Origin of the sequence: Peribacillus sp. FSL K6-1552, from assembly GCF_038005205.1 — a bacterium.
In the GTDB taxonomy this organism is placed as follows: Bacteria; Bacillota; Bacilli; order Bacillales; family DSM-1321; genus Peribacillus; species Peribacillus butanolivorans.
In genome coordinates this window covers 2,590,136-2,616,894 of record NZ_JBBOST010000001.1, presented here as the reverse complement: position 1 = coordinate 2,616,894, position 26,759 = coordinate 2,590,136, and the positions used below count along the sequence as shown (strand labels likewise).

At 39.1% G+C, this 26,759-nt stretch carries 29 protein-coding genes and 1 riboswitch; of the genes, 1 reads left to right on the top strand and 28 read right to left on the bottom strand.

Annotation, left to right across the window (positions count from 1 at the left end; all coding sequences use genetic code 11):
- The 16 genes from tenI to NST21_RS12615 form a co-directional block, all read right to left on the bottom strand.
- Nucleotides 1-612 carry a thiazole tautomerase TenI gene (gene tenI, locus NST21_RS12690; RefSeq protein ID WP_340889428.1) on the bottom strand — a complete coding sequence of 204 codons (612 nt, stop codon included), beginning with the start codon at nt 610-612 and terminating at the stop codon, nt 1-3.
- Between the two features lie 40 nt (nt 613-652).
- Entirely contained in the window at nt 653-1,429 is a 777-nt protein-coding gene (locus tag NST21_RS12685) for an energy-coupling factor transporter transmembrane component T family protein (protein ID WP_162878835.1), read from the bottom strand.
- 16 nt (nt 1,430-1,445) lie between these two features.
- The gene (locus NST21_RS12680) at nt 1,446-2,915 is read right to left on the bottom strand and encodes an ABC transporter ATP-binding protein (protein WP_098174638.1); all 1,470 of its coding nucleotides are present in this window, start codon (nt 2,913-2,915) and stop codon (nt 1,446-1,448) included.
- Nucleotides 2,916-2,927: 12 nt separating this feature from the next.
- Nucleotides 2,928-3,512 carry an ECF transporter S component gene (locus NST21_RS12675; protein WP_056526411.1) on the bottom strand — a complete coding sequence of 195 codons (585 nt, stop codon included), beginning with the start codon at nt 3,510-3,512 and terminating at the stop codon, nt 2,928-2,930.
- 12 nt (nt 3,513-3,524) lie between these two features.
- A complete protein-coding gene (tenA, locus tag NST21_RS12670; protein WP_340889424.1) occupies nt 3,525-4,208 on the bottom strand; it encodes a thiaminase II in 684 nt (227 codons plus the stop codon).
- Nucleotides 4,209-4,359: 151 nt separating this feature from the next.
- Nucleotides 4,360-4,488, bottom strand: a riboswitch (TPP riboswitch).
- Between the two features lie 216 nt (nt 4,489-4,704).
- Complete coding sequence (locus NST21_RS12665; protein ID WP_340889423.1) at nt 4,705-5,856, bottom strand: acyl-CoA dehydrogenase family protein; 1,152 nt, start codon at nt 5,854-5,856, stop codon at nt 4,705-4,707.
- A 221-nt stretch (nt 5,857-6,077) separates the two neighbouring features.
- Nucleotides 6,078-6,824: a glucose 1-dehydrogenase gene (locus tag NST21_RS12660; protein WP_200964744.1), complete on the bottom strand. Its 747-nt coding sequence runs from the start codon at nt 6,822-6,824 to the stop codon at nt 6,078-6,080.
- A gap of 54 nt (nt 6,825-6,878) precedes the next feature.
- Nucleotides 6,879-8,516 (bottom strand): AMP-binding protein, encoded by a 1,638-nt coding sequence (locus NST21_RS12655; protein WP_340889420.1) that lies wholly within the window; start codon nt 8,514-8,516, stop codon nt 6,879-6,881.
- Between the two features lie 18 nt (nt 8,517-8,534).
- The gene (menB, locus tag NST21_RS12650; RefSeq protein ID WP_053345862.1) at nt 8,535-9,335 is read right to left on the bottom strand and encodes a 1,4-dihydroxy-2-naphthoyl-CoA synthase; all 801 of its coding nucleotides are present in this window, start codon (nt 9,333-9,335) and stop codon (nt 8,535-8,537) included.
- 19 nt (nt 9,336-9,354) lie between these two features.
- Nucleotides 9,355-9,756 carry a MaoC/PaaZ C-terminal domain-containing protein gene (locus NST21_RS12645; RefSeq protein WP_056526395.1) on the bottom strand — a complete coding sequence of 134 codons (402 nt, stop codon included), beginning with the start codon at nt 9,754-9,756 and terminating at the stop codon, nt 9,355-9,357.
- 18 nt (nt 9,757-9,774) lie between these two features.
- Nucleotides 9,775-10,929 carry an acyl-CoA dehydrogenase family protein gene (locus NST21_RS12640; RefSeq protein ID WP_340889418.1) on the bottom strand — a complete coding sequence of 385 codons (1,155 nt, stop codon included), beginning with the start codon at nt 10,927-10,929 and terminating at the stop codon, nt 9,775-9,777.
- 285 nt (nt 10,930-11,214) lie between these two features.
- On the bottom strand, nt 11,215-12,540 hold the full coding sequence (locus NST21_RS12635) for a sigma-54 interaction domain-containing protein (protein ID WP_340889417.1): 1,326 nt from the start codon (nt 12,538-12,540) through the stop codon (nt 11,215-11,217).
- Nucleotides 12,541-12,545: 5 nt separating this feature from the next.
- Complete coding sequence (locus NST21_RS12630) at nt 12,546-12,974, bottom strand: MaoC/PaaZ C-terminal domain-containing protein (protein ID WP_053345859.1); 429 nt, start codon at nt 12,972-12,974, stop codon at nt 12,546-12,548.
- Between the two features lie 215 nt (nt 12,975-13,189).
- Nucleotides 13,190-13,651 carry a DUF4240 domain-containing protein gene (locus tag NST21_RS12625; RefSeq protein WP_340889415.1) on the bottom strand — a complete coding sequence of 154 codons (462 nt, stop codon included), beginning with the start codon at nt 13,649-13,651 and terminating at the stop codon, nt 13,190-13,192.
- Nucleotides 13,652-13,745: 94 nt separating this feature from the next.
- Nucleotides 13,746-13,982: a WGR domain-containing protein gene (locus tag NST21_RS12620; protein ID WP_340889414.1), complete on the bottom strand. Its 237-nt coding sequence runs from the start codon at nt 13,980-13,982 to the stop codon at nt 13,746-13,748.
- Nucleotides 13,983-14,110: 128 nt separating this feature from the next.
- The gene (locus tag NST21_RS12615) at nt 14,111-14,929 is read right to left on the bottom strand and encodes a YwqG family protein (RefSeq protein WP_340889412.1); all 819 of its coding nucleotides are present in this window, start codon (nt 14,927-14,929) and stop codon (nt 14,111-14,113) included.
- Nucleotides 14,930-15,200: 271 nt separating this feature from the next.
- Between NST21_RS12615 and NST21_RS12610 the strand changes: the two genes are divergently transcribed.
- Entirely contained in the window at nt 15,201-15,926 is a 726-nt protein-coding gene (locus NST21_RS12610; protein WP_340889411.1) for a protein kinase domain-containing protein, read from the top strand.
- A 19-nt stretch (nt 15,927-15,945) separates the two neighbouring features.
- Here the strand turns inward: NST21_RS12610 and NST21_RS12605 are convergent, their stop codons facing one another.
- From NST21_RS12605 to NST21_RS12550, 12 genes are all read right to left on the bottom strand, one after another.
- Nucleotides 15,946-16,122, bottom strand: coding sequence for a hypothetical protein (locus NST21_RS12605; RefSeq protein ID WP_340889410.1), 177 nt, complete (start codon nt 16,120-16,122; stop codon nt 15,946-15,948).
- A 281-nt stretch (nt 16,123-16,403) separates the two neighbouring features.
- A complete protein-coding gene (locus NST21_RS12600) occupies nt 16,404-16,676 on the bottom strand; it encodes an HU family DNA-binding protein (protein ID WP_053345857.1) in 273 nt (90 codons plus the stop codon).
- A gap of 290 nt (nt 16,677-16,966) precedes the next feature.
- Entirely contained in the window at nt 16,967-18,487 is a 1,521-nt protein-coding gene (locus NST21_RS12595) for a cobyric acid synthase (RefSeq protein WP_056526986.1), read from the bottom strand.
- A gap of 12 nt (nt 18,488-18,499) precedes the next feature.
- Entirely contained in the window at nt 18,500-19,036 is a 537-nt protein-coding gene (locus NST21_RS12590) for a cob(I)yrinic acid a,c-diamide adenosyltransferase (protein ID WP_340889407.1), read from the bottom strand.
- A 15-nt stretch (nt 19,037-19,051) separates the two neighbouring features.
- Nucleotides 19,052-19,615 carry a nitroreductase family protein gene (locus NST21_RS12585; protein WP_340889406.1) on the bottom strand — a complete coding sequence of 188 codons (564 nt, stop codon included), beginning with the start codon at nt 19,613-19,615 and terminating at the stop codon, nt 19,052-19,054.
- Entirely contained in the window at nt 19,594-20,403 is an 810-nt protein-coding gene (gene cobA, locus NST21_RS12580) for a uroporphyrinogen-III C-methyltransferase (protein ID WP_056526991.1), read from the bottom strand. Before cobA ends, NST21_RS12585 begins: the two co-directional genes overlap by 22 nt.
- Before the next feature lie 36 nt (nt 20,404-20,439).
- On the bottom strand, nt 20,440-21,834 hold the full coding sequence (locus tag NST21_RS12575) for a cobyrinate a,c-diamide synthase (protein ID WP_340889404.1): 1,395 nt from the start codon (nt 21,832-21,834) through the stop codon (nt 20,440-20,442).
- Nucleotides 21,835-21,850: 16 nt separating this feature from the next.
- The gene (locus tag NST21_RS12570; RefSeq protein WP_340889403.1) at nt 21,851-22,975 is read right to left on the bottom strand and encodes a cobalt-precorrin 5A hydrolase; all 1,125 of its coding nucleotides are present in this window, start codon (nt 22,973-22,975) and stop codon (nt 21,851-21,853) included.
- Nucleotides 22,972-23,748 (bottom strand): precorrin-4 C(11)-methyltransferase, encoded by a 777-nt coding sequence (gene cobM / locus NST21_RS12565; RefSeq protein WP_340889401.1) that lies wholly within the window; start codon nt 23,746-23,748, stop codon nt 22,972-22,974. Before cobM ends, NST21_RS12570 begins: the two co-directional genes overlap by 4 nt.
- The gene (gene cobI, locus NST21_RS12560) at nt 23,745-24,452 is read right to left on the bottom strand and encodes a precorrin-2 C(20)-methyltransferase (RefSeq protein ID WP_053345849.1); all 708 of its coding nucleotides are present in this window, start codon (nt 24,450-24,452) and stop codon (nt 23,745-23,747) included. Before cobI ends, cobM begins: the two co-directional genes overlap by 4 nt.
- Nucleotides 24,445-25,659: a precorrin-6y C5,15-methyltransferase (decarboxylating) subunit CbiE gene (gene cbiE, locus NST21_RS12555; RefSeq protein ID WP_340892524.1), complete on the bottom strand. Its 1,215-nt coding sequence runs from the start codon at nt 25,657-25,659 to the stop codon at nt 24,445-24,447. Before cbiE ends, cobI begins: the two co-directional genes overlap by 8 nt.
- On the bottom strand, nt 25,643-26,755 hold the full coding sequence (locus NST21_RS12550; RefSeq protein WP_056526998.1) for a cobalt-precorrin-5B (C(1))-methyltransferase: 1,113 nt from the start codon (nt 26,753-26,755) through the stop codon (nt 25,643-25,645). The genes cbiE and NST21_RS12550 overlap by 17 nt, the downstream gene beginning before the upstream one ends.
- Nucleotides 26,756-26,759: the final 4 nt, after the last annotated feature.

Sequence of the window (26,759 nt, the reverse complement as noted above, 5' to 3'; positions counted from 1 at the left end):
TTATATCTCCTTTCCTAAAGACCTTGCATACTCTTTTGCAGATTGAATTGGATTTTCCGCTTCTAGGACACCTGACATAACCGCGATCCCTTGTGCACCTGCATTTAGTACAAGTTGACTATTAGAAGGTGTTATTCCACCTATTGCAATAATAGGTAGTTTGATATTCATCGTGATTTTTTGAAGCTCCTCCACTCCCTTAGGAGCGAGACCTCGTTTTGAGTTTGTTTCGAAGATATGGCCATAAATCGCGTAATTGGCTCCATTATGGAAAGCAGCCTTTGCTTCATCAAAGGAATGAATAGAGCTCCCAACCCTGATTTCTGGAAATGCTTGCTTTACGACTCTGACATCTAAACTATGAAAAGCCAACTGCACACCAAAAACCTTCATTGCCCAAGCTACATCCACTCGGTCATTAATTATGATTTTAGACAACGGAATCTTTTTTTCATGTAATAAGGTCACAGCTTTATAGAGTTGTGACGCACTCATCTGCTTTTCTCTAATATAAAAGTAATCCACATAATCTTGAATGTTTGAAGCAATCTCAACAAACTTCTCAATTGGCTGTTTCCCAGTAGAAATAATATGCAATTCTTGTGCATTCATACTAAGAACTCCTTAACGATAATAATCAATTTTTCTTTAATCAAATTGATAAATACGGAAATTGTACAGATAGATAAAACCCTGCCAACAACAAGATGACAAAATACAGAATGAACCCATGGTCATTTTTAGAAAACCCAAATTCATAATAGTATGTTCGATTCCTGGTATCTGAAAATCGTTTGGCCTCCATCGCAACCGCAATCCGGTGAGCTCGTCTAATACTTCCGGATAACAACGGAATGGAGTAGGCTTTCATTTTAAAATATAGTGATCTTATTCCTTTTTTCCTTTCGACGCCACGTACCCTCATCGCATTCCGTATCGTTTGAAATTCCTCCAACATGATAGGAATAAGCCTTAACGCCGCCATGAAACTATAAGCATATTTAGGTTTAAGCTTAACTTGCTGCATTAAGGAATAAAACAGGTTGACAGGTCTCGTCGTTAACGAAAAAGTTAATCCAAGTACCGCAAAAAGCAAGGCTCGAAAGCCAACCAATAATCCCCTCATGAAACTCTCTTCCGTAATCGAAATGAGTCCCCACTTAAACCAAAGTGTCTCACCTTGTCCGAATAATATCATTGCAGAAGAAGTAGATAAAAAAATGAAACAAAAAGGAATTGATAGGAGTAAAATACGTTTTATCGGATGTCCGGAAAAACACAAAAATAAGAGTAAAACACCCATGGTAACGTTAATCATATAATTTAGGTCTTTAATAAATAACGCCACCATACATAACACAATTAATACAAAAAGCTTAAGGCTTGGATTAATCTTATGGAGCCATGTTTCTGCACTCGAAACATTCACTTACATGACACCCCTTCTATAGTGATAAAACTTCGGTCTCTAAAAACGCTAGTTGCTTGCTAATCTTTTCATCACTAATTACTTTCCCATCCTTAACCGTCCAGATCCTAGTTGCAAAGTTTTTTGAAATATGATCATCATGGGTTACCATAATCACTGTAATACCCCGCTTTCGATATTCCTCGAACCATTCCAGTAAGGCAAAGGTATTTTTCGAATCTTGGCCAAAGGTAGGCTCATCTAAAAGAATGATCTTTTTTTCTTTCACGATTGAAGCCGCTACACTTAATCGCCGCTTTTGACCCATCGATAATTGAAAAGGATGTTTATCGCGATGGGCCGTAAGGTGGAACACTTCAAGCAGTGCATGAACTCTCTCTTCTATTTCTTGAGGAGGCTTTTTGTCAATTCGTAATGAATAAGCGATTTCTTCATATACAGAATTCGCAACGAATTGAAACTCAGGATTTTGAAAGACAAACGTCATGTTATCTGTTAGATTTTTCACCTTTTTAATCGAGGTTCCCATCAATTCATAATAACCATTCGTTTTAATGAACTGCATCAGTGCATGCAAAAGCGTACTCTTGCCCGCTCCATTTTCTCCCCTGATGACAATCCATTCCCCTGAGTGGATCTGCAGCTCTTCAACCATAATTTTTTCTTCCTTTTTTCGGAAACCTCTAAAACCTTGCATTTGCATTATGGGACCGCCATCATTAAATTCCGTTTGTTCACGAATGGGTGCATGGTCATGAATATACTCATCCCAAACACCAGGGAACCAGATTCCATGTTCTTTCATTTTGTTTTTGTATAATGAAAGAATGATGTCTTTGGGACCATCAGCAATGATTTGACCGTTATCGTTAAAAAGCACTATTCGTTCGATAAATTCTAAAACATGGTCAATTTTATGTTCGACGATAATAACGGTCTTGTCTTTGCCAATTTCCTTTAAAACATCCCAAATTTCTTTTGTTCCAACCGGATCAAGCATAGCGGTTGGTTCATCTAAAAATATCACTTCAGGTTCAAGTGCCAATACTGACGCAATCGCTAAACGCTGTTTCATCCCGCCTGATAATGTATCAATACTTGTATGGATATCATCTAAGTGTAATCCTACCTGCCGGATATGATTGTGAATCCTCTCATTCATTTGCTGCTTAGGAACGGAAAGGTTTTCAAGGACGAAGGCAATTTCTTCATCTGCAAATGGCATACAAAACTGACTATCTGGGTCTTGAAAAACATATCCCCATGAAGAAGGGCTCTCCAGTTCTTTCGCTTTCATCGGGACTTCAATGGAATGTGGGATCAGCCCACTTAACACTTGCAAAAGTGTAGACTTTCCACATCCGGACGGTCCCAACAATAGAACTTTTTCACCTTTATCAAACGAGACGGATAAGTCCTTGAATATCAAGGACTCATCACCGGGAAACTTCAATCTTAACTTTTCAACAAGAGCTATTCGTTCCATGCTTATCAACCTCTACTTTTGATCCAGTGCAGCATAATCCTTACTTGATACTGGACGAACAAGATTAGTTACTCCTGTTGCTTCTAATACTTTTACTAGATAGTAAGCAAATACACCAGCAAAGAAAATTGACCCGATAAATCTTGCAATCATAAATAATAGTAAATTCCAAAGAGAGAGGGCACCAATTTCTCCGTATGCAAAATCCATGAGGACCGACCCTACACATGAAGCTATCGCCGCTAATACAGCAACCGACATATTAAACTTTTTATACCTGAACGCCATAAACACCAGTTCCGCGAATAATCCTTGTACAACTCCATATAAGAGTACGGTTAATCCCCACGGTGAACCTAAAAAGAATTCACCGGACGCTGCCGCGATTTCTGCCAACAGAGCCACACCCGGTTTCCTCATAACTAAAAAGGCAACGGGCCCTGCTATAAACCACATTCCATAAATTAATTGATCTAGATGTAACCCTAATGGTTTAACGGAATAATATATCGAACCCCAAAGGATATAGACTATTCCAAATGCGACGGCAATCACGATTGTGACTAAAATATCCGTTAATTTCAACCCTTTTCTCATTGTCAATCTCCTTTATACTTCTAATGTTTCCTTATGCACTGGCCAAGTTTCTAAGCGATAAGCCATTTCCCAAAATGAGTATTCATATTGACTGCTAAGGATAAAATGCTCTTTCATTCTTTCTTTATCTTCTTCCGTTACTTTTTCAGCGATCTCATCAAGTCTCGCGATTTGTTCTTCTACCAACGTACGGAACCATTCTCCTCCGTATGCCGCAATCCACTCTTGATAAATTGGCTCATCAGGTATACACCCTTGCAGTTTTTCACCTATTTCATAGTACAACCAGTAACACGGTAAGATGGCCGCAATCACATCCCCTAATTGGCCAGAATACGCGGCACGATACATATGGGATGTGTAGGCATAGGCAGTAGGAGCGGGCTTAAAGTTTTTCCTTTCTTCTTCTGTAATACCTAATCTCTCAGAAAAATTTTCATGAAGCTTTAATTCAGCTTCATATGTTCCTTGTGCATGGCTTGCTAGTCGACTAGTTGTATGTAAATCTGTTGCTTTGACTGCACCTAAAGCTTGAACTCTAGCAAAATGAGATAAATAATATGCATCTTGCATGACATAAAAACGAAAACACTCTACTGGCAATGTGCCATCTCCAATTCCTCTAACAAACGGGTGATTGAAGCTTGCTTCCCAAATATGATCTACTTCTTTACGAATGACCTCTGAAAATTTCATTTTTATACCTCCAAATTTGTATTTTATTAAGCAATGAAACTGGATAAATAATGATTGATAACCTATAATCACCTCTTTTGAGCAAATAAAAAACCACTTCCTTTACCGACGTAAAGAAAGTGGTTGTACTTGAAATAATACATAAACGTATTGTTTCATGACCCCACTTCCCTACGCTGGTGTAAACCAGATCAGGTTCTAAGGGTCTTAAAGTTATACTTTAATCTCAGCTTCTGCGGTAAAATTGACTTTTACCTGTAAAGCACCCCTAGTGGTACAAATTGTATATTTAGTTCATTTGCCTTTATATTAACACGTTATATCTAATTGTCAAACTTATTAAATAAAGTTTTTTTTTAGTAATGTATAAAATCCAACGATATGTTAAATAAAAAATCGCCTAACATACTCTTTGGAAATCGAACTTAATCACATAAAAAATATTCTCTATTAACCTTAAGCAAAGTTTATTTTACTATTAATCCTGCTTTCCTAATTATCGTTGGTACTGTTTATGAAGCTGAGCCGCTATGATATTCTTTTGGATTTCGGATGTACCTTCATAAATTCTCGTAATACGTGCATCACGATAAAAACGTTCAATGGGATATTCAGAAATGTAACCAATCCCTCCATGAATTTGGAGAGCCGTATCAGCTACACGATTATAAGTTTCTGAACCAAGTAACTTGACCATAGCCGCATTTTTAATGACGTTCTTTTTTTGATCAACCATCCAGGCAACGCGATAGGTCATGGATCGAAGGGCTTCTGTATCTAATGCCATATCTGCCAAGTAATGCTGAATAATTTGTTGTTCGAAGATTGGTTTGTCGAACTGAATTCTCATATGAGCAAAATCAATCGACATCTCAAGTAATTTTTCACATGACCCTAGGTTTCGTGCTGCCATTCCTGCACGTCCATTCGCCAAGATTTTCAGGGCATTCATATACCCTTGCCCCTCTTCACCCAATACATTCTCAACTGGAACTTCGCAATCCTCAAAGAAAATTTCAGATGAATGTGAACCATGAAGGCCCATTTTCCGTTCGATTTTCCCTAGTTGAAACCCTGGGGAGTCTTTTTCGACGATAAAAGATGTGATTCCTTTTGCACCCTTAGAAGGATCTGTAACAGCCATTACAGTAAACACATCTGCGATTGGAGCATTAGTAATGTAATGTTTGCTTCCATTCAGGATATACTTTTCTCCCTTTTTAACCGCTGTTGTTTTCAGATTTGAGGCATGTGAACCTGCGCTTGGTTCAGTTAAAGCAAAAGCGCCAATTCTTTCACCTGATGCCATGTCAGGTAAATATCTGCGTTTTTGTTCTTCATTTCCCATCTCTACAATTCCAACGCCGCCAATTCCCGTATGTCCGCCAATTACTGTTGTATAACCGTTATGTGTTCTTCCCAACTCCTCTAGAATGGCGCATTTCCCAACCATATCAATGCCTAACCCACCATATTCTACAGGAATACTAAGGCCAAACAGTCCCATTTCTTTCGATTTCCCCATAATGATTTCTGGGATTTCATTGCTTTCTTCAATTAACATGGCATGTGGTTCTACTTCGTTATCAATAAATTCTCGGATTCCTTGTTTTAAAACTTTTATATCGTCTGAAAATTCAAAATTCAAGGTATTTTCTCCCCCTTCTATTGGTTATAGATATAATTCCTTAACCCGATTTCTTTTACATATAGGAGGATACTATTCTCCTAAGCTTCGAAATAATACAAATGGCTATCTAATCAAACAAAATCAACCTATTTGACCCACTGGGTGATGAAAAATCCTAAGAAATATTTTCAGGCAATAGTTTTACTTTTTGTGATTACCATTTAATCAGTTTCATAAAGTCAAACCATGGTTAAGCCGCCATTGACGGAAAGAGTTTGCCCAGTTACATATCCTGCTTCTTCCGAAACAAAATAGGCCACAGCACCGGCAATATCTTCTGGTTGAGCTAAACGTCGGAACGGAATCGCTTTCTCCAAAGCTCCAGCTATTCCTTCATTGTAAGAACCAATTTCTTGAAATAAAGGCGTGTCAGCTGGACCTGGCGCAATACAATTGATGTTAAGCTTATGACGTGCCATTTCTCTTGCTATTGTTTTCGTGAACGCAATGACCCCACCCTTAGCAGCCGAATAGACTGCCTCACCGCTAGATCCGATTCTTGCTGCATCCGACGCAATATTGACTACCTTTCCGTAACCGCTTTCAATCATAAGCGGTAAAATTTCCTTACAAGTATGAACTTGACCCAGTAAATTAATATCGATAATCCTTTTCCAAGTGCTTGGATCACTTTTTAGGAATGGTTCTACTTTGTCCCATCCTGCATTATTAACCAATACATCAATCTTTTGATAAAAGCTCACTGATTCTTCAACTGCTTTTTTCACACTCTCTAAACTCGTTACATCACAATAGACGGCCTTAGCTTCATAACCCGCTTGCTCAATTAAAGAGACAGTTTCTTCTGCGTTTTTACTATTGATATCGGCCACAACAATGTTCATATTTCGAGAGGCTAATGTTTTAGCAATCTCTCTACCAATTCCGCTTCCTGCTCCAGTGATAAATGCTACTCGTTTATTCATCATAAATCCCTCCATTTTTATCATGAAATTGCTATCTGGTTACATTAACTGGTCCTATATTTTGTCTTGTATCTTTTCGTTTATCATTTCCCGAAGACGGAACTTCTGGATTTTCCCGCTAGGAGTACGCGGAAAATCATCCATGATTTCAAGTTGTTCTGGCCAATATTGTTTGGCCAAACCTTTTTCATAAAGAAATTTCTTTAATGATTCCATTGTAATCGGGCTCTTCCCTGGTCTTACGCTGATACATGCACATGCTTTTTCCTGAAGCCTGACATCTGGTACAGCAACGACCTGCACGCTTGAAATATCCGGGTGTTCATATAATACGTTTTCTACGTAAGCGACTGGAATATTTTCACCTCCACGAATGATAATGTCTTTGTTTCTTCCAGAAATCCGGATATATCCTTCTTCATCCATAATTGCTCGATCACCGGTAATGAACCATCCGTCCTTATGTTCTGCAATGGTGTCATCAATCCTCTTCAAATACCCGACAAATAGGGCAGGACCCCTAGCAAGTAAATCACCTTCTTCATTTGGAGCGCAGATCTTTCCTTCAAAATTCACTACTTTCAACTCCATTTCCGGAAATGGAGCCCCATCGGTATTTGTCAGTTTTTCTGCTGAATCTTCGAGTCTCGTCAAGGTCACTAGGCCATCTTCTGTTTGTCCCCATCCTGACAATATTTTGAACCGTACTTTTTCCGCCGCTTCTTTCACCAACTGCCTTGGAATCGGGGCGCCTAAAGCTACAAAGACTCGGAATGAGTTAAGATTGTACGTTTTTATTCCCTCCATTTGAATCATATCTTGCAGAAAGGGAGTCGCACCCGCTGTAAACGTTATCTTCTCCTTCTCAATCCATTCAATAAATTCATTAGGATTCCAAACGTCTTGATAAACACCTGTACCCCCAAAATGAGTTGGTAGCCTCACCCCATAACCAAATCCAGTTTGATGAGCAAATGTTGACGCCATGAATAGGACGTCATCGGATGTTAAATGTAAATGGTCAATCCAGTAATTCGTTGATACACAAAGAGTATTATGTGTATGCATGACTCCCTTTGGACTCCCCGTCGTTCCCGATGTAAAGATAATTTCGGTAACATCATTTGGGTCATGTATGATTTCATCCAAAATGGATGCATCCATCCGCTCTTCCCAAGGTTCCTCAAGCAAAGAAGAGAAAGATTTCATTCCATTCGGCACTTCGTCCCCTATCACATAAATATGTTCTAATGAAGGCCATTTATGGCTTAGCCTCTCAATCATGGCAGGATAATAAAAACCTCGGAAACTATCTGGAACAACGATCATTTTAGACTCTGCCATTTCGACCATATAGCCAATTTCTCGATCACGATAAATCGGAATTAAGGGATTGCTTATGGCGCCTATCCTTGTAACCGCATAATGAAGGATAATGAACTCATTCCAATTAGGCAGTTGAAAAGAGATAACATCTCCTTTTCCCAATCCTATATTCAAAAGGCCTAAAGCGATTCGATCAACCAACTTACCGAGTTCCTTGTAAGTAAAACGGCTTTTTTTATCAATAATCGCTATTTTATCTGGATCCTTCTCTATCGCATCATTTAAATAATCTAAAATCGTTCGATTTGGCCAAATACATTGATATTTTTCCACATATTCTTGACTCAAAATCGTATCCAATTTCACTAGTTTCCATCCCCCTCATTACCTTCTGAACTTTTTAAAATCTACTGGCCGCTTTTCAAGGAAAGCATTCTTTCCTTCTTCCGATTCTTGCGTGTTGTAAAACATCGCTAGACTGCCCATCGATAGCTGAGAAATCCCTTGGATGTTTGCACTATCAGCATTAAAGGAGTATTTAAGCATTTTAAGCGCTGTCGGGCTCTTCTCGAGAATCTTTTCCGCCCATTCTTCTGCTGCTTGTTGCAGCTGTTCTGCGGGAACGATTTTGTTCACAAGTCCCATTTCTTTTGCTTCTTGTGCAGTGTATTGTTCACACAAATACCAGATTTCCCTTGCTTTCTTTTCACCGACAATTCGGGCTAGATAAGCAGAACCAAATCCGGCATCATAACTTCCTACCTTAGGTCCACTCTGGCCGAATTTTGCCGTTTCAGATGCAATCGTTAAATCACAAACGACATGAAGGACATGCCCACCTCCAATAGCAAATCCATTAACCGCTGCAATAACAGGCTTTGGGATATTGCGAATTGTTTGGTGTAGATTTTCAATTTCCAACCCCATCCCTCCCCCTAAACCTCCAGAATAATCATATCCACCTTCTTCTCCTTTTTCTTTTTGATCTCCACCGACACAAAATGCCTTCTCTCCTGCTCCTGTCAAGATTACCGCGCCAATACGGTTATCATCCCAAGCATCACGGAAGGTCCAAATTAATTCTTGAACTGTTCTTGCACGAAAAGCATTGTAGACTTTAGGCCGATTCATTGTAATCTTTGCAATCCCATTGGTTTTTTCATATAAAACATCTGTTAATTCCATCGTATTAATCCCTCCATTGTCATAATAGTTTCAGAATAATTTTCCCTTGAATCACGTCAATACGAAGTTCATTCCTACATCGAACTTTTATCGTGATCCAATTTCGCTGTACATTCACATCAATAATCTCTATCTCTGCTGTAATCGTGTTGTCGATTTGAACTGGATGTATGAACACTAATTCCTTTTGTATGATGACACATGGTCCACCCGGCAACTCTTTACTGATTGCCTCTGTTAGGAGACCTTCGCTTAAAATTCCTGGGACCAGGGAGCGACCAAAATCTTTACTGAAAAATTCCGGGTCATAGACATCATTGAAATCCTGCGTTAACAAACTCCAGCGCTTCACATCATCCTCTGTAAAGGTTCTTTGCACTCTTGCAATTTGACCGATAAAATAGCAATCTACCTTTTCCATACACTACAATCCTCTAGTTTAATATGATCGGAATTCTTTTCCAATAATGTCTTTTGCAATGACCATCATATTGGCTTGGGCAGTTCCATCACCAATTTCTAAACCAATGACGTCACGTAAACGTTGCTCTAGCGGCATTTCCTTCGTATAAGCATAGTGGCCGTTCAAAAGTAAACATTCATGAATGGCATCTACACTATATTTTGGACCTAACCATTTTACTGAAGCTGATTCTTTACTATGGTTCAACCCTTGATCACGAAGCCAAAGTCCTCGATAGGCTTGCCACTTCACAAGCTCTAACTGAGTATAGTGAGTCACTATTGGGAATGAAACTCCTTGATACGTTGCCAACGGCTTGTTAAAAGAATGTCTAACTTTCACATGTTCGATGGTCTCATCAATACTTTGTGAGGCAGCCCCAACACATTGCAATCCAATTAAGAGCCGGCTTAGATCAAACCCATTCATCACCTGGGAAAAACCTTTATTCTGAAGACCGATCATATACTCTTCTGGAACTTCTACATCGTTTAAATAGATAGAACCTCTGCTAATTGGAATATTACCCATGTCTTTGTAACCTTTGCATTCAACTCCTGGAAGATTGGCAGGAACTATAAAAGCGCTAATTCCCCGATTTCCTAATTCAGGTTCTGTTTTTGCAAATATAACAAAGGCATCTCCACATGTAGCTACGCTAATTCCTGACTTTTCTCCATTAAGAACATATACATTCCCTTTATGTACTGCTGTTGTTTTAATCCCGCCTGCATCCGTCCCTGCCGATGGTTCTGTAATAGCGATGCCGACAATTTTTTCCCCGCTCGCAATTTTGGGAAGCCATTCTTTTTTCAATTCCTCTCTAGCGTGATTATTGATAATTTCACCTATTAACGCATTCAACATCACAGCATAGGTTAGATTGAAATCACCTCGTCCTATCTCCTCCGCAGCAATCCCCGTTGTCACACAGTCAGCACCGCTACCGCCATACTCAACTGGAATCCGCAGGCCATTTACGCCTAACTCCCCAAGCTTTTTCCACAAGTGTCTTGGAGTAATCTCTTCTCGATCCCACTTTGTATATTGAGGAAGCAGTTCCTCCTTCGCAAATTCTTTCAACATTTTACGAAAATAATCTTGTTCTTCTGTAAAGGCAAAATTCAACATGTTATTACCTCCTTTGTTATGTTTAACGAAGTTACAAAACAATCTATTCACGGGCTATCTTATGAACTAAGTTAAGTAACTTCATCCTTTGTCAATCTATTATTGCAAGTTGTGTGCCAACTTATTTTTGCTGCATATCAGGCTTCATTTAATATCGTTTTCGCATTTTTAATTTTTTTCGCAATCTTGCAAATCAAATATGCGAAATCAAAAAAAAGACACACTTCTAAAGTGTGTTCAAAGGTTAACTTGATTTATATTTCACTTATCAACTTTATAGTAACGTTATTTCAGCTTGTACTTCGCAATTTTTCTATATAAGCTCGCAATATGAATTTTCAGCTTTTGAGCGGCTAAAGAACGATCTCCATCCGACTCTATTAACGCACGCTGAATAGCAGATATCTCAGCTTTCCCGAGCACCTCATCCAAGCTACTTGAGTAAGAAATTTCCAGTTTCTCCACCTCATCCTGCAAAGTTAAATTAGGTGTAAAATATAAAGAGTCCAATGTTAAAGTCCGTCCCTCTACGATATTCATACCTCGTTCGATAATTGCTTTAAATTCACGAACGTTTCCGGGCCAGCTATAATTTGAAAGCCATTCTTGGAGTTTAGGCTCAATTTCTCTAACGTTACACCCTAATTTGTTATTAAAATAATCGATAAAATAATAAGCTAACGGAAGAATATCTTCCGGCCGTTCCCTTAATGAAGGAATTTTCAATTCAAAAACATAAAGACGGTAATATAAATCTTGCCGGAATTTTCCTTCTTGAATAAGGGTTTTTAGATCTCTGTTCGTCGCCGCAATAATACGGATATCGACATTCTTACTCCCTGTTCCACCGAGTCTTTCTACTTCCCTTTCCTGTAAGACACGTAAGAGCTTGCCCTGAGCCTGATAAGGCAGTTCAGAAATCTCGTCTAAAAAAAGGGTACCATTTTGAGCTAATTCTATTTTCCCAGGTTTACCTTCTTTTTTCGCACCGCTAAATGCCCCAGCTTCATAACCAAAGATCTCCGATTCAAATAATTCATCTGGTATTGCAGCACAATTGACCGGAACAAACGGGTGTGATTTTCTTGTACTCAAACCATGAATCGCTTGAGCAAACAGTTCCTTACCTGTTCCAGTTTCTCCGGTAAGCAGCACTGTTGAACTACTGGTAGCAATTCTAGCTGCCAGCTCTTTTATCCGTTCAATCGCTTGGCTTTTTCCAACAATCTCTTCAAAGCCATATCGACTTTGAATTCCAGCTTTTTTCTTAGCTTTATGCCTATCCAAGGAATTGGCATAATATACTAAATCAGCGTATTCAAGCTCTTCTTGTCGGATGATTACATTATAAATGGTAATGCTTTCTTTTCGAATAGTTCTAATAAAACAAGAGTGTCCTGAGATCACACCGGGAAACACATGTTTTTTATCAGGATTTTTTAAAGAATTGTTCATAGAAGTGTGAATGACCTTCGCAATGGACTCCCCTATCAAATCAGTCGGTATTATAGTGAAATGCTCATAAAAATCAGCACTGGCGCCTATAACTTTTCCATTTTCATCGACTTCAATTGATCCCCAATTTCTTTTAACGTTTTTAACGTTTTCCATTCACATCACCTAACATCTTGATTAGTTAAAACTAATATCACAACTTGTCCTTTAATAACTTCAATTCCTGCTTGATTATAGCAAGTCACCTTTTGTGTCACCCAATCTCTATTTAAATTAATGTCAATAACCTCCAGCTCAGCCGAAATCATATCTCCTATATGTACAGGATGGTAAAACACTAATTCCTTTTGTAGTAAAATACAAGCACTTCCAGGGAGTTTTTCACTTATTACTTGAGTAATAAGCCCTTCTGTTAACAAACCAGGAACAATCGGCTTGCTGTAATTGCTTCTCCATTCCTCTTTATTCACTTGATAAATCGGGCTGTAATCTTTTGTTAATTCACTGCATAACCTTACATCTGATTCATTAAAAGTACGCTGAAGACTGGCAATCTGTCCGATAAACAAATCCGTGATTGTTAAGCTCATAACTTCCCTTCTCTCTATTTTGAATATTCTAACTATTTTACATATAATACTAACTATACATAATATTCAATGCAAATGAAAGGTGTAGCGTGGACAATTACAACACATCAAATATGGAAAGTAACCTTTTAAAAAATAAGAGTGCTCATAAGAAAAGCAGCATCACTTGTTTTTGTGATGCCACCTAGTACTCCTTCAAAAAGAATGATTTTTGCTCAATCTAACGGATTTTCTCCAAATGCTTCCCATAGCAAAGGAAACTTTTGACGTAACCCCTCTTCATCATCCTCATTCCAATCAAATTCTATTTCTGGTTCGGTATAATCATCTTTCGCCAATTGATGGTATAATTTATCATACCTATCATCATCCAGCCCCGTTTTCTCTTCGTAGGCCATACATGCTGCCGATAGCAATTCTTCCAACTGGGGTATTTCTTCTTGCTCTTTCAATAATATAAAATAGGGAAGCATTGTTTCAGGATTTTGTATAGCCGCTTCATAAGGGTCTTTTCCAAGATATAAAACCCATGCTCTGAAATAGTCAAAGCAATCATCTGAACACCCACCCATGACAATATAAGCAGCCGCCCATAAATTAGATGTGTGCAACTTGTAATAGTATTGTTTAAAAATCGATTCAAACATAATTATATCTTTCACAGGTTTTCTTGACAATTGAGCGACTAACCACCCGACCTGTTCATCAGCATCGTTTCCCTGTTCCTTGCATCAATCCAGTAATCCCCAAAACAAATCTTCTGTCATCGAACTATCTTTTACAACCTGATCTGACAATTGGGTCACCACATACCCTTGCTTTTTTAATTTTGGATTGAATCAGTTTCTCTCCTTCGTTTTTACAGATTTCTTCTGATTCAAACTCCTTTGATTTCACCGAACCTATAGTACCTACTTTCCCATATGTCACGGTAAATGTGTTTCCTGCAATATGAATTTTCCAGAACTTATATGATGTGGCGTCTTTAAAAATGAGTAGTGTTTCCACTAATAAACAGTTCCTAGATTAATATCTTATATCTTAATCTATTAAATTTTTGATAGCAGAGTAACGATTTATCTATATGTACACCTGAGATCTAATAAATATTCTAATCGTTACACTTAATATCAGTATTAATGACAATCCCAATTGTATAAAACGTTAGAGAAATCAAGTTTCTTTAAATCCTCTACCTTGATGAAGAAGTTAGCTACTCCGCAATCTCCCCACATAATCTCATTATCATCGTCTGTATCAATTTGTAGTAATAAGACGTCATAATGCTTATAAGATCTATCTTCTCTTGGATCAGATTGCGTAAAAAAAGCATATCCACCAATCTTATGACCCTCATTAGATAGGTTTTCTTCATACAATTCCAAGAGAGTAATCTCATCTCCATTTTCATCTTCTCCTACTATTTCCTCAAAATCTAATTCACCATAGAATTCATCAAAAGCTCGATCAGAGGTAGAAACGGCTTCAAAATCTACCGAGAAAGATAGACTAACCTCATCTTCAATTGGAAAATGCTCATCTTCAAAAGTGGTCATATATGAGAAATCAGTTGTCACCTCGCCTTCCTTCAAGATATCTTCATGATAGATGACCCGGAAATTCTTTTGGTTGGTTTGATTATTAAAATCAAGCCCCATAACATCATCGTCACCAGAAAGGAAAATTTGCAACATTCCTTTTTGTGGCATATCATTTAGTACACGTGGTAAATCTTCAAAATTGATTTGCGCTAATAGTTTCATATAGTTCCCTTTTCCATCGATTGGGTGTTCAAAATTTTCAGGTAAATAAGGATAGCCTGCAAACTTGCTTTCAAACAAAGTTGGCTTGTTCGTTGATGTCGAGATTTTTATAGTCGGTTGCATAGTTGATTCAATGTCTTTCCTGAATTTCTCTAATTCTTTAGGTAAAGATAAATGTGGCTTCATAGTCATCAGATATCTCCTTTTTATAAGCTTTTTTTTATTATACAAGGCATAAACAGCAAACACTATCAGAAAAGTAAATGATAACCATAATGCTTCTTTTTCCAAACTGTTTTGTTTTTTAAAGCATCAAGAAAATATAATATTAATTTAAATCATAATTGTCCTATGTGTGTATGACTCCAATGTAAATGAAGAGGTGAGGAAAGTTTCAATTTGGCGTTCCATTCGAAAGTTCTTTCAGTTTTTTGTAGATAAACCTATTAAAAAAGGTGCAGTTTTGTATGATCGATACGAGGTCATAAGTGTTATAGGAACTGGAAGCTACGGCATTGTTTATCTCTGCAAAGATTTGAAAACAAATGAGAATAGAGTAGTCAAACAGCTTCGTCCAAGTAAACGCCGTATCAAAAAAGAGATTAAGCTGTTTGAAAATGAAATATCTATTCTGCGTTTGTTAAACCACAAAAGTATGCCCAAGTTATATGATGAATTTTCAAATAACGGATATTTTTATTATGTAATGAATTACATTGAAGGGGACAATTTGGAAGACCAAATTTTCTTAAATCATAAAACCTTTAAAGAGACAGAGTCTCTACTTTTACTTGCTCGCCTGCTAGAATTAGTAGCTTATCTTCACAAAAATGGTATGTACCATCAAGATTTACGTATTCCAAATATTTTACTAAAAGACAAAGAGCCTTTTTTAATCGACTTTGGTCTGTCGAAACAGATTGTCTCGGTTGTCCCATTTTGTTCATCATCAATAGTATTAGAAATGAAACAGCAGGACTATTATGATTTAGGAGACATACTTTTATATTTACTTTATACGACTTACTCTTCCAACAATAAAAAAGTTCTTCCTTGGACAGAAGAACTTTCTTTAGAAAAAGAAACCGTACATTTACTAAAAAGGTTATTAAGAATTCAAGAACCTTATTCAGATATCAGTGAACTTTCAGCAGATCTTCATGCTGCACTTATATCTAAAGAACAATAAATTACTTCATGGAGGGGTATTAACTGCTACTCCTCCCTCCTTTTCGTTTATAGCGGTTACTACCACTCATTGGAGACCGTTTATACCCCCTGCTGCTCCTGCTGCTACTACTGCTGCCTCGGCGATAATGGCTATGTCTTCGCTCGCTGCTGCCTTCGGAAAGCTGCTTAATTTTCTTCAATATTTTTTTAAACATATTTTTCACCTCTTTTCTTCTCTTCTAACGCTTACTGTTTTATTGTTATAGCCTAACATATACTAGAGATAAACCTTACTAATAAGTACTTATTAAAAATCTTCGTTTGTTAAATCTGTTTAACTTTAATAGCTACCTTTTTCAGCGCAATATAACTAAATGTTAGTACGGCCTAAATTAAACGCAAATAAAAGAATAAACTTTTAAGATGAAACTTATTTAAATAAAAAAACTCTGGAGACTTTTCTCATCTCCAGAGTTTTTTTTACTACATGTTTATTTTATTTTACAGCTTCTTTTAATTCCTTACCTGCTTTAAAAGCGGGTACTTTGCTAGCTGCAATTTGTATTTCTTCACCTGTTTGTGGGTTTCTTCCTGTACGAGCTGCACGGTCGCGCACTTCAAATGTTCCAAATCCTACTAATTGGATTTTTTCCTCTTTAGCAAGCGTAGTTGTGATTGTTTCAAACAATGCATCCACTACTTTTTTAGCGTCGTCTTTTGTTAGTTCAGCTTGTGCTGCCACAGTACTCACTAGTTCTGTTTTGTTCATATCAAACACCTCATCCTTTTAATTCTATAAAGTATGTAGAGAAGACAACATAACATATCTTGTATATGTCTGTCACTTAATATGACTAAATAAAAGAAAGTTTAACCCTGTAATTAATGGTGAATGTGATTTTCACGAAAGTAAATCATATAAAAACGAAATAATATTAGTTCATTTGAATCCTTACGATATACAAAAAAAGCCAATTCTTTCCATGATATATGGAAAGAATTGCGCTTTATTTTAGATAATAATTCACGATAGCTTGATGGAATAGGTGAGTCTACTATTCAACTTTCCATGGTTTCAAACTGCAGCCATTCATAAATAGTATCCATATCTATATTTTCTTCCAAATGTGAAGCCAAGAGGTTATAAGCTTCTTCTCTTCGCTCTGAGTCACTTTGAACATTTTCCTTCACTTCATCTAATCCTTTTGACCTTCGAATTTGATTAACTAGCATTCTTGTAAACAAGCGATTATGGAAAATCCCATGAAGATAGGTTCCAATGACTTTGTTGTCTGCAGAAATAGCCCCATCCTCTCTTCCATCCTTCAATAAAAGAAATGGCCTTACTAGTGCAGAGTCCAATGATGTTCTCCCTAAATGGATCTCAAAACCGGTCAGATTCATTTCTCCTTCCATGATCCCTGAAGAAAGAACACCTTCCATTTGGACCGTTTTCTTTTCTGCATTAAAAACGGTTTGTACTGGAAGAAGAGAAAGTCCTATTGCATTTTCTCCGCAGCCCTCAACAGCATCAGGATCGAAAAGCTTCGTACCAAGCATTTGAAATCCACCACATATCCCAAATATTAATGTCCCTTTTTCACGCAAATCTTGGATAGCCCTATCCAGTCCTGCTCTTCTCAGCCACTCTAGATCTTCCATCGTGTTTTTTGTACCCGGCAAGATAAGCAGGTCAGGATTCCCTAATTCGTGCACACTGCCTACAAGTCTGACGCCTACACCCGGTTCATCAAAGAAAGGATCCACATCTGTAAAATTGGAGATACGAGGCAATCTTAAAACGGCGACATCGATTGGAAATTCCGCCTTTTTAGGTTTTTTAAACCGCAAGGAAGATAGTGCTAATGAATCTTCCGCTTCAATATTCACGTCTATATAAGGAAGTACACCGAGGACTGGAATCCCTGTTTCTTTTTCCACCCATTCAATGCCGTCATCCAATAACTCGCGCATCCCACGAAATTTATTGATGATAATCCCCTTTACACATTCGCGTTCATCCTTATCCAATAAGGCAAGTGTTCCAATAATTGACGCAAAAACTCCACCGCGATCAATGTCAGCTACCAAAATGACCGAAGCATCTGCAAGTTTGGCCATACGCATATTTGCAATATCTCGGTCCTTCAGGTTGATTTCAGCTGGACTTCCTGCTCCTTCAAGAACGATAATGTCATATTCGTCCTGAAGTTTTTCCACCGATTTACGTACGATGGGCATGGCCTCTTGGACAAATTGATATCGATAGCTTTTGGCATCCATATCAAGAAAATGTTTTCCATGCACAATGACTTCTGAAACCATATCCTGCTTCGGTTTTAATAGAATCGGATTCATATCAGTGGTTGCTGTAATACGTGCAGCCTCGGCTTGTACTCCTTGAGCACGGCCGATTTCACCGCCATCCAACGTTACATACGAATTTAAAGCCATGTTTTGCGATTTGAATGGTACGACTCGTAATCCTTTATTGGAAAAAACCCGGCACAGTGCCGTACAAATCAAACTTTTCCCTACATCAGAGGACGTCCCTTGTATCATAATGGATCTTGCCTTCATTCGACTCACCCCTTAAAACTCTAATCCTTTGACAGCGCCGATTCCCTCTTCATAGTAATGCTTAGTCGCATCAATATTAGAAACTAAATCCGCCAAATCCATCAGTTCCTGTTTGGCATCTCTGCCAGTAACGACTAGATGCATATGAGCGGGTCGATTACGAATCACATCGATTACTTCTGCTAGTGGCAATACATCTTCAATCGGGAACTTAGAGATGGCTAACGCATTGTTTAACTCATCCAGAACCAGTAAATCGATGGTTGAATCACAAAGGGCCTGTTTAGCTTTTTCCCAAGCAATCGTTAGTGCCTCCCGATGCTCTTGTGGTGTTTTGGTCCATGTAAAACCAATCCCGAGTTGTTCCATTTCAACCCCTAATTTCTTTAAAGCCAATGCCTCTCCATATGTACGCTCTGGAGATTTTATAAATTGAAGAAATTTAACATTCATGCCTCTCCCAATCGCCCGTAAAGTAACACCAAGTGAGGCAGTCGTTTTCCCTTTCCCATTTCCGGTATATATAAGAAACAATCCTCTGCGAGCCATCTTATTCGCCTACCTTCATAGCCAAACTGTTTTTTCTATGTATGAAGTTCTTTTAGTAGCAGGAACAGGTTGATCCTTTTTAGGATAGCCGATAAAAATAGTACCGATTACTTTTTTGTTTTCCGGCGAACCGATAAATTCGTGCAGTCGTTCATCTCTGACAAGGCCTACTCCTCTAGTGCGCCATACAAAGCCAAGACCTAGTTCTTTTGCTGCAAGCCACATCGAATGGACAGCACAACAAGAGGCAAACACATTGTCCTCGGTTGATTCCGGATCGTCAGGCAAAATATCAGAGGTTACGACAATGATAAGCGGTGTAGTTTTTACAACTTCTAGTGAACTATCAATCAATTTCGGCTTGGTCGGGAAACGCTCATGTAAATATTTTTCTGCCAACTGTTCATAGCGTTGCTTCGCTTCTCCCTTGATTACATAAAAACCCCAAGGTTCACGTAGTCGGTCGTTAGGGGCATATGTAGCTGCTTCTAATAACTGCCTGATTTTTTCATCTTCTACTTCTTTTTCTTCATAGTTTCGTATGGCTCTGCGGTCTTTTAATTCTTGAATGATAGACATCTTGACTCGTTCCCTTCACTCGTAGACTCTGATTCAATCACTTTTTCAAACCATTGGATTTTTTCTCTTAATTGAACGACTTCACCTACCAGAAAGATTGCCGGATTTTGAATTTCCTCTTTCACAGCAAGCATAGAAATCGTGTTCAAGGTTCCAGTTATCGTCCTTTGTTTATCTGTAGTACCCCATTCAATGACAGCCACTGGTGTTTCTTCGTCTCTACCATGCTCTATCAATTGTTCGCAGATAAATGGCATATTACCAATTCCCATGTAAAAGGCGATGGTATCAATTCCTTGAGCCAATGCCTGCCAATTCAGGTTGTCTTGACCCTTGTAATCACGTCCATGTCCGGTCACAATCGCAAAACTCGACGCATGTTCACGATGGGTAACCGGTATACCGGCATAAGCTGGGGCTGCAATGCCCGCTGTCACTCCTGGGATTATTTCATATTCTATCCCATTAGCCGCCAGGACCTCAGCTTCCTCTCCTCCCCGACCAAAGACAAACGGATCTCCTCCCTTTAGGCGGGTAACATTTTTCCCCTGCAAGGCCTTTTCTACCAAAAGTGAATGAATTTCTTCTTGAATGAGATGATGTCTCCCGGGTGATTTCCCGCAATATACAAGCTCCGCATTTTCTTTTGCATAGGTTAATAGTTTTGGATTGACAAGCCTGTCATAAGCTATGACATCAGCCTTTTGAATACATTCCATTCCATATACCGTAATTAGTTTCGGATCTCCGGGACCCGCACCGACCAGATGTACCTTTCCCGGTTTCATGCTCTTGCCTCCTCTTATTTATCAAAAAACACCTTTTCATTGTTGATATGTTTCGTGTCCCATCAGTTTTTTTTGTTTTAAGCATGCACCTATCCAATTCTCAACAAGTTTAGGATTGGAAGCAAAATGAAAATGGGTATAACCAGCAACCAGATTACCTATTATGCACCCTTCTTTCTTTGAACCAAATCTTCCTTTCGCCTCGTAGGCATGCGGAAGCACATCATCTGACTCAAATGTGGAATAGTGGAATTCATGACCTTTTGCCTGCTCACAATCTTTTATTAAAAAGTTGCTTTCGGTTCCAGTTATTTCACGATATCCCAGTGCCGCAAGCTTTTTCTGCATTTTGATCCTACCTGGAATCAATCCTGCCATCGGATACTTTTCTCTAGAAGTTGTTTCAATAGATTTGCTCAAAAACATGAATCCACCACATTCTGCTAGAGTTGGCAAACCCTTTTCAATGGCGTTTCTGATGGATTTTATAGCAATTTCATTGCGAGAAAGTTCATCTGCAAATTCTTCTGGAAAACCGCCTCCAAGGTATAAGCCATCCGCATCCAACGGAACTTCATCCCCTTTTAATGGAGAAAAATACTTGATGTTCGCTCCTTTTGCTTCAAGCAACTCAAGGTTTTCCTGATAATAAAAATTAAAGGCCGCATCTTTTGCAACGGCTATACACACGTCTTTCTTGCTACTAGACTGAAAGATTCCTGAATTCCCACTGGAAATGGTGCTGGTCTTAGCCAAGAGATACAGCTGTTCGATATCAATCGTTTCCATAACTAAATGAGCGAGTTTATCGAAAAATGGTTCAAGTTCACCTCGTTCAATGGCAGGAATTAAGCCTAAATGACGGCTAGGAATATCAATATCTAACTCTCTCTTCATATACCCCATCACTGGAACATCGCATTCCTGCTCGATGGCTGCTTTGACAATTTTGTAATGCCCCTCACTTCCCACTTGATTGGCAATTACTCCAATAATGTTCGGACCCGTAGAAAAAGCTTGAAACCCTTTAACAATCGCAGCTGCGCTACGCGCCATACTCGCACAGTTGACAATTAACAAGACAGGACTTTCAGTAATCATGCTGATTTCAGCTGTTGACCCCGTATTCGATAAAGGATTTTTTCCATCGAAAAAGCCCATGACTCCTTCGATAATCGAGATATCCGCTCCAACGCTCGCTTTGTTAAGTATTTCTCGGACGATATCGTGCTCAAACATCCAGCTGTCAAGATTTCGTGAAGTTCGCCCTGTTACGGCTGTATGATAGGTTGGATCAATATAGTCAGGACCACATTTAAAACCCTGAACGGTATACCCTTTCTTCTGGAGGGCTGCCATAATTCCGATGGTCAATGTCGTTTTTCCGACCCCGCTTCCGGTGCCAGCAATAACTAATCTTCTATCGCTCATAAATATCCCCCCTTCCTTATAAAGGAATAATCCCTACTGAAATGGTGACATTTCCCGATTTTTTCTTAACCAGCTCCAGTTGTTCCGCTCCTGTAAAAATTCTAACAGCTGGCTCACTCACCCCATAAGCACCTGTGTATTTATATACTGTGTCTGACGGAGCTTCAATTTTAGCCTGATTAAGTTCTTCCGGTTCAAAATACACAAATTCCCAACCGTGTTTTTGAACGACTTCGAGCAAACCAATTTCATCTTTCTTTATTGAAATTGTACATATTGCTTTAACACTTTTTATTGAAAATGATAATTCCGCTAATGTTTCCACAATTACCTGCTCAATTTCAACGGCTGATGTTCCTCGATTACAACCGATTCCAAGAACAATGACTTTTGGACGAAATACAATACCATTGTCCAGAATCTTATTTTCAGTCTGCCTAAGCTCCCGATGAGTAACGACTAAGGCTGCTTGAGGCTTTGCTTTAAGGGCGTCATCAATTGACGGATAAACGATTATTTGTTCAGGTAATGCTGTTTCATACGTCCACCAGTTCCGTTCACCCGACTCCTGAACGATTGCAACATGCTCTTCATTAACAACGGACGCACTGACTGGCGTTAATTTTTCCGCAGAATCCCAAACCCAGCCAAAGCGCTGGCCAAATAAATCGACAGGAATTGTTTTTTGTACATCTGATGCAGTTGTAATAATTGCATTTGCATCAAGCGCTGCTGCAACTTCCTTGGTAAGTTCATTTGCTCCTCCAAGGTGTCCTGACAAAACACTGATAACATTCTCCCCTTTGTCATCAATGACAACAACTCCTGGGTCCGTTTTTTTATCCTTCAAAATTGGAGCAATCATCCGGACGACGGCACCGAGTGAAATAATTAAAATGATTCCTTTATATTCCTTGAATAAAGCGGGTAACAGCATACGGACACTTCCCGAAAAAAGCTGGATTTGTCTGTGCTCTTCATCCCCTTTTTCAAACTTGCTCATGTAATATAGATCAGAATTTGAAAAAACAGTGTGTAATTTTCTTGCTAGTTCTACACCATGCTTTGTAATCGCTACGATTGCATAAGTATGTGACCGTTTTATGGGGGCAAGTTCCTCTTCTTTTAATTCAATGATCATGGCTTGACACCTTTTCGGAAACCGTGGGTAAAGCTCGCATCATATAGTTTGGAACGGTATTCATCTTTATCATGGATATTAGGGTCTAACGCCCATCCAGCCAAAATCATTGCATGCTTGCGGATTCCATTTTTACGCATATCATCATCTAAATTCACTAAGGTAGTACGAACAATTTTTTGGTCCGGCCATGTTGCCCTTTGAATGACTGCAACAGGCGTATCATCTTTCCACCCCGCTGTTTGGAGTTCTTTGACGATTTTTTTTGTTAAGGTTGCGCTTAAGAAAAGGGCAATCGTACAATGATGACTCGCTAAATCTCGTAATTTTTCGAATTCTGGAACCGGTGTCCGTCCTTCAGCTCTCGTTAAAATAAGTGTCTGAGTTAAATCGGGAATCGTCAGCTCGGCGCCAATTGCTGCTGCTGAAGCAAATACTGAACTAACACCAGGAATCACCTCATAGCCAATATCCTCTTTCTTCAATAGAGCAATTTGTTCCATGATTGCACCGTACATAGCAGGATCTCCTGTGTGAATACGTGCTACCATTTTTCCTGCTTTAACACGATCAACCATAACATCAACAATTTCTTCCAAATGCATTCCAGCCGTTTTCAGCACCTCGGCATCAGGTTTTGCCTTTGCAATCAATTCTTCATTTACTAATGAATCCGTATATAAAATAACGTCTGCTGTTTGGAGAATATTCAATCCTTTTACCGTAATCAAATCCGGATCTCCTGGACCAGCACCTACAATATAAATTTTCACTTTCTCACCACCATCAAAGTTAAGTATTCTAATTCAAGTCCTTCCAATTCACTTAAGTTCCAGATTACTTCTTCATCGGAAGTGACTTTGGTTACAACTGAAGCCTTTTCAAGCAAATCTAAATCTTTTAATACAGTTATCATTAAATCGATTACTTTTGCGACTTTAATGAACACTACAGCATCATGATCTTCAATCGCCTTCTTCATCGCTTCATAATCATCTCTTGCAGGAATAATCGCGACATGATCATCGCCATCTGCCAAAGCAATGCCCAATCTTGAAGCTGACCCGTTAAACGAAGAAATGCCTGGTACCGTCTTAATCTCAACTTCAGGATGCAACTCCTGCATCAATTTCATCATATGTATGAACGTACTATATAAAAGCGGATCTCCTTCTGTAACGAAAGCAACATCTTTACCTTCATATAACTTTTGCCAAACCTTCTCAACTGTTTCGTTCCATTCCCGATCCAAAATCGTTTGATCCTTCGTCATCGGAAAAACAAGTCCGAGCATTTCCTTCTCCTCAGGCCGAATGTATACTTCTACGATACGATGGGCGTAGCTTTTGCTACCTTTTCTTTTTTTCGGATACGCAATAACTGGCGATTCCTGAATGACTCGAAACGCTTTTACTGTAATAAGCTCCGGATCTCCAGGACCGACGCCAAGACCATATAATGTACCAAGATTACTCATTCATGTCTTCCTTTCGTTGTGCAGTAATGATATAAACCGGATTCAGCGGTACAAATCTGTTCATTCCTAAAATAGGTTTGCTTCGTGAAATTTGAGCGTGCATGATGGAGGTTTGAAAACCTGCTTCTGCAAATGCCTCGTTCGCACGGTAAAGATTTTCTATCGTAGCGGCATTAAGGACAATCCTTCCGCCTTTTTTCAAACGATTGCAGCAAGTATTGATGAGGTCTACCATCTCTCCGCCTGTCCCACCGATAAAAACGGCATCCGGATCAGGAAACGTTTCTAAGCCTTGTGGTGCTTTTCCATGAATCGCCGTTAAATCGGTACGAAACTTACGTTGGTTTTGTAAACAATTTTCTAAATCCGGCTCATTTTTTTCAATCGCAAAAACTTGACCTTCAGGTGAGAGCTTCGCAGCTTCAATCCCCATTGAGCCCGTACACGTCCCAACATCCCAGACGATGCTGCTTTTCTTAAGGTTTAACGCATGAAGGCTTAATACTCGAATTTCCTTTTTGGTAATGAGACCTTTATCTGGCTTCCGCTGCGAAAATTCTTCATCTTCAATGCCTAAAGACCAGCTCGGTCCTTCAGATATCTTTTTCAAAATGACGACATTTAACGGAGAGAATTTCCGCTCTATCATTTCTTCAAGTTCATACCAGCCTGAATATTCATTTTCTCCTTGAAGATTCTCCGCCACAAATGCCCGATATTCTGTCATACCAAATGATAGAAGATATTTAGCAAGTTGATTAGGACTATTTTCAACGTCAGTAAGCAATGCAACTTTTGCTTTCCCATCGATCCGTTGGGCCAACCCTTTCATACTTCGACCATGAACACTAACAAGGAAAGCATCTTGCCAGCTTTCACCCATTTTGGCAAAAGCGAGTTGAACTGAACTAAAATATGGGTATACTTCTATATTCATCTTGCTGGAAAGATAGCCGCCAATTCCGTAAAATAGCGGATCACCAGAAGCTAAAACGACCGTCGGACGAGTCTCTTCCTGTAGTCGTTCTACAACTGCTTTCATGCCGCCCTTTATGACAATCTTCTTTCCTTGATAATTCGGGAAGAAGGACAAGACCCTCTCACCGCCGATAAGCACTTCACTTTCTTCAATCCATTGTGCATATTGAGGCAGTAAGCTTTCTTGACCGTTATCTCCTATCCCGATTAATTTAATCGATTGAGTCAATTCCAACAGCCCTTCCTAGTAATTGTCCTTTCAACGAATAAATCGCCGTTTCCATTTCAATGCCGCCCTTCACTTGCTTTAATCCTGAGTGACAGCAGGCTTCACAAAGTTTATTGAAGAATTCTTTGTTATCAATCTCGGCCATCATATCACCGACTTGCGATGCGGTGTTTGCGTTCTTAATTTCAAAAACAAGGTTATCATCTGCTCCGACACTTTGGGCAATTTCAGATAAAAAGCCGAAGTCGACTGGTGCACTTTTTGAATGCACCATCATCACACCTTGTGCAACTTTCGAAAATTTCCCCATCATACCAACAAGAGATACCTTTTTAATTCCCTGTCTTTTGCATTGCTTTAGCGAGAAGCCTACAAAGTCACCCATTTCAATAAAGGCTTCTTCAGGTAACCCCTGAAGAAGACCCATTGCATACTTTTCGCTTCGACCACCTGTCGTTAAGACAAGATGATCACAGCCACCAGCTTTAGCAACACTAATCGCCTGGACAATACTTGCCATATATGCGGAACTGGAAAAAGGAACGACGGTGCCCCTTGTTCCCAAAATGGAAATGCCACCGACAATCCCTAACCGGCCGTTTAATGTTTTCTTCGCAATTTCTTCACCTGCTGGTACGGATATAACGACTTTCACACCTCTATTAACCTTAAATTCTTCTAATGTTTGTTGCACGGTTGTTAAAATCATTTTGCGCGGCACAGGATTAATTGCCGCTTCTCCGACAGGAACAGGAAGACCAGCTTTGGTCACGCGACCAACACCAATCCCTCCATCCAAGATGATGCCAGGTGTATCTACCCAGCTGACAGTAGAAATTATATGTGCCAGATGAGTGGCATCTGGATCATCGCCAGCATCTTTAATTGTTTCTGCACTAACTGAATTTTCCGTTATATCATATTTCTCAATTGTAAAAGTAGCATCTCTACCTATTGGCAAAGAAATCGTTGCCTCCTCAAGTGCATCACCAGTGATCAATGCGATCAATGCCGCTTTAGTTACTGCTGTTGAACAGGCTCCGGTCGTATACCCATGCCGCATTTGGGAGGGATCTTTCTTGACTTTCTTTTCCATGATT

Coding starts and splice junctions, on each gene's coding strand:
- NST21_RS12675 (WP_056526411.1), bottom strand. CDS start 3,512: ATGAGAAAAGGGTTGAAATTAACGGATATTTTAGTCACAATCGTGATT.
- cobA (WP_056526991.1), bottom strand. CDS start 20,403: ATGAAACCGGGAAAGGTACATCTGGTCGGTGCGGGTCCCGGAGATCCG.
- NST21_RS12550 (WP_056526998.1), bottom strand. CDS start 26,755: ATGGAAAAGAAAGTCAAGAAAGATCCCTCCCAAATGCGGCATGGGTAT.
- NST21_RS12680 (WP_098174638.1), bottom strand. CDS start 2,915: ATGGAACGAATAGCTCTTGTTGAAAAGTTAAGATTGAAGTTTCCCGGT.
- menB (WP_053345862.1), bottom strand. CDS start 9,335: ATGGAATTAACAGATGTTTTATATGAAAAAACCAATGGGATTGCAAAG.
- cobI (WP_053345849.1), bottom strand. CDS start 24,452: ATGAGTAATCTTGGTACATTATATGGTCTTGGCGTCGGTCCTGGAGAT.
- NST21_RS12630 (WP_053345859.1), bottom strand. CDS start 12,974: ATGAGCTTAACAATCACGGATTTGTTTATCGGACAGATTGCCAGTCTT.
- NST21_RS12600 (WP_053345857.1), bottom strand. CDS start 16,676: ATGAACAAAACAGAACTAGTGAGTACTGTGGCAGCACAAGCTGAACTA.
- NST21_RS12570 (WP_340889403.1), bottom strand. CDS start 22,975: ATGATCATTGAATTAAAAGAAGAGGAACTTGCCCCCATAAAACGGTCA.
- NST21_RS12585 (WP_340889406.1), bottom strand. CDS start 19,615: ATGTCTATCATTCAAGAATTAAAAGACCGCAGAGCCATACGAAACTAT.
- NST21_RS12660 (WP_200964744.1), bottom strand. CDS start 6,824: ATGAATAAACGAGTAGCATTTATCACTGGAGCAGGAAGCGGAATTGGT.
- NST21_RS12595 (WP_056526986.1), bottom strand. CDS start 18,487: ATGAAGGCAAGATCCATTATGATACAAGGGACGTCCTCTGATGTAGGG.
- tenA (WP_340889424.1), bottom strand. CDS start 4,208: ATGAAATTTTCAGAGGTCATTCGTAAAGAAGTAGATCATATTTGGGAA.
- NST21_RS12605 (WP_340889410.1), bottom strand. CDS start 16,122: ATGTTTAAAAAAATATTGAAGAAAATTAAGCAGCTTTCCGAAGGCAGC.
- NST21_RS12590 (WP_340889407.1), bottom strand. CDS start 19,036: ATGGCTCGCAGAGGATTGTTTCTTATATATACCGGAAATGGGAAAGGG.
- NST21_RS12615 (WP_340889412.1), bottom strand. CDS start 14,929: ATGACTATGAAGCCACATTTATCTTTACCTAAAGAATTAGAGAAATTC.
- NST21_RS12640 (WP_340889418.1), bottom strand. CDS start 10,929: ATGTTGAATTTTGCCTTTACAGAAGAACAAGATTATTTTCGTAAAATG.
- tenI (WP_340889428.1), bottom strand. CDS start 612: ATGAATGCACAAGAATTGCATATTATTTCTACTGGGAAACAGCCAATT.
- NST21_RS12635 (WP_340889417.1), bottom strand. CDS start 12,540: ATGGAAAACGTTAAAAACGTTAAAAGAAATTGGGGATCAATTGAAGTC.
- NST21_RS12575 (WP_340889404.1), bottom strand. CDS start 21,834: ATGAGCGATAGAAGATTAGTTATTGCTGGCACCGGAAGCGGGGTCGGA.
- NST21_RS12645 (WP_056526395.1), bottom strand. CDS start 9,756: ATGGAAAAGGTAGATTGCTATTTTATCGGTCAAATTGCAAGAGTGCAA.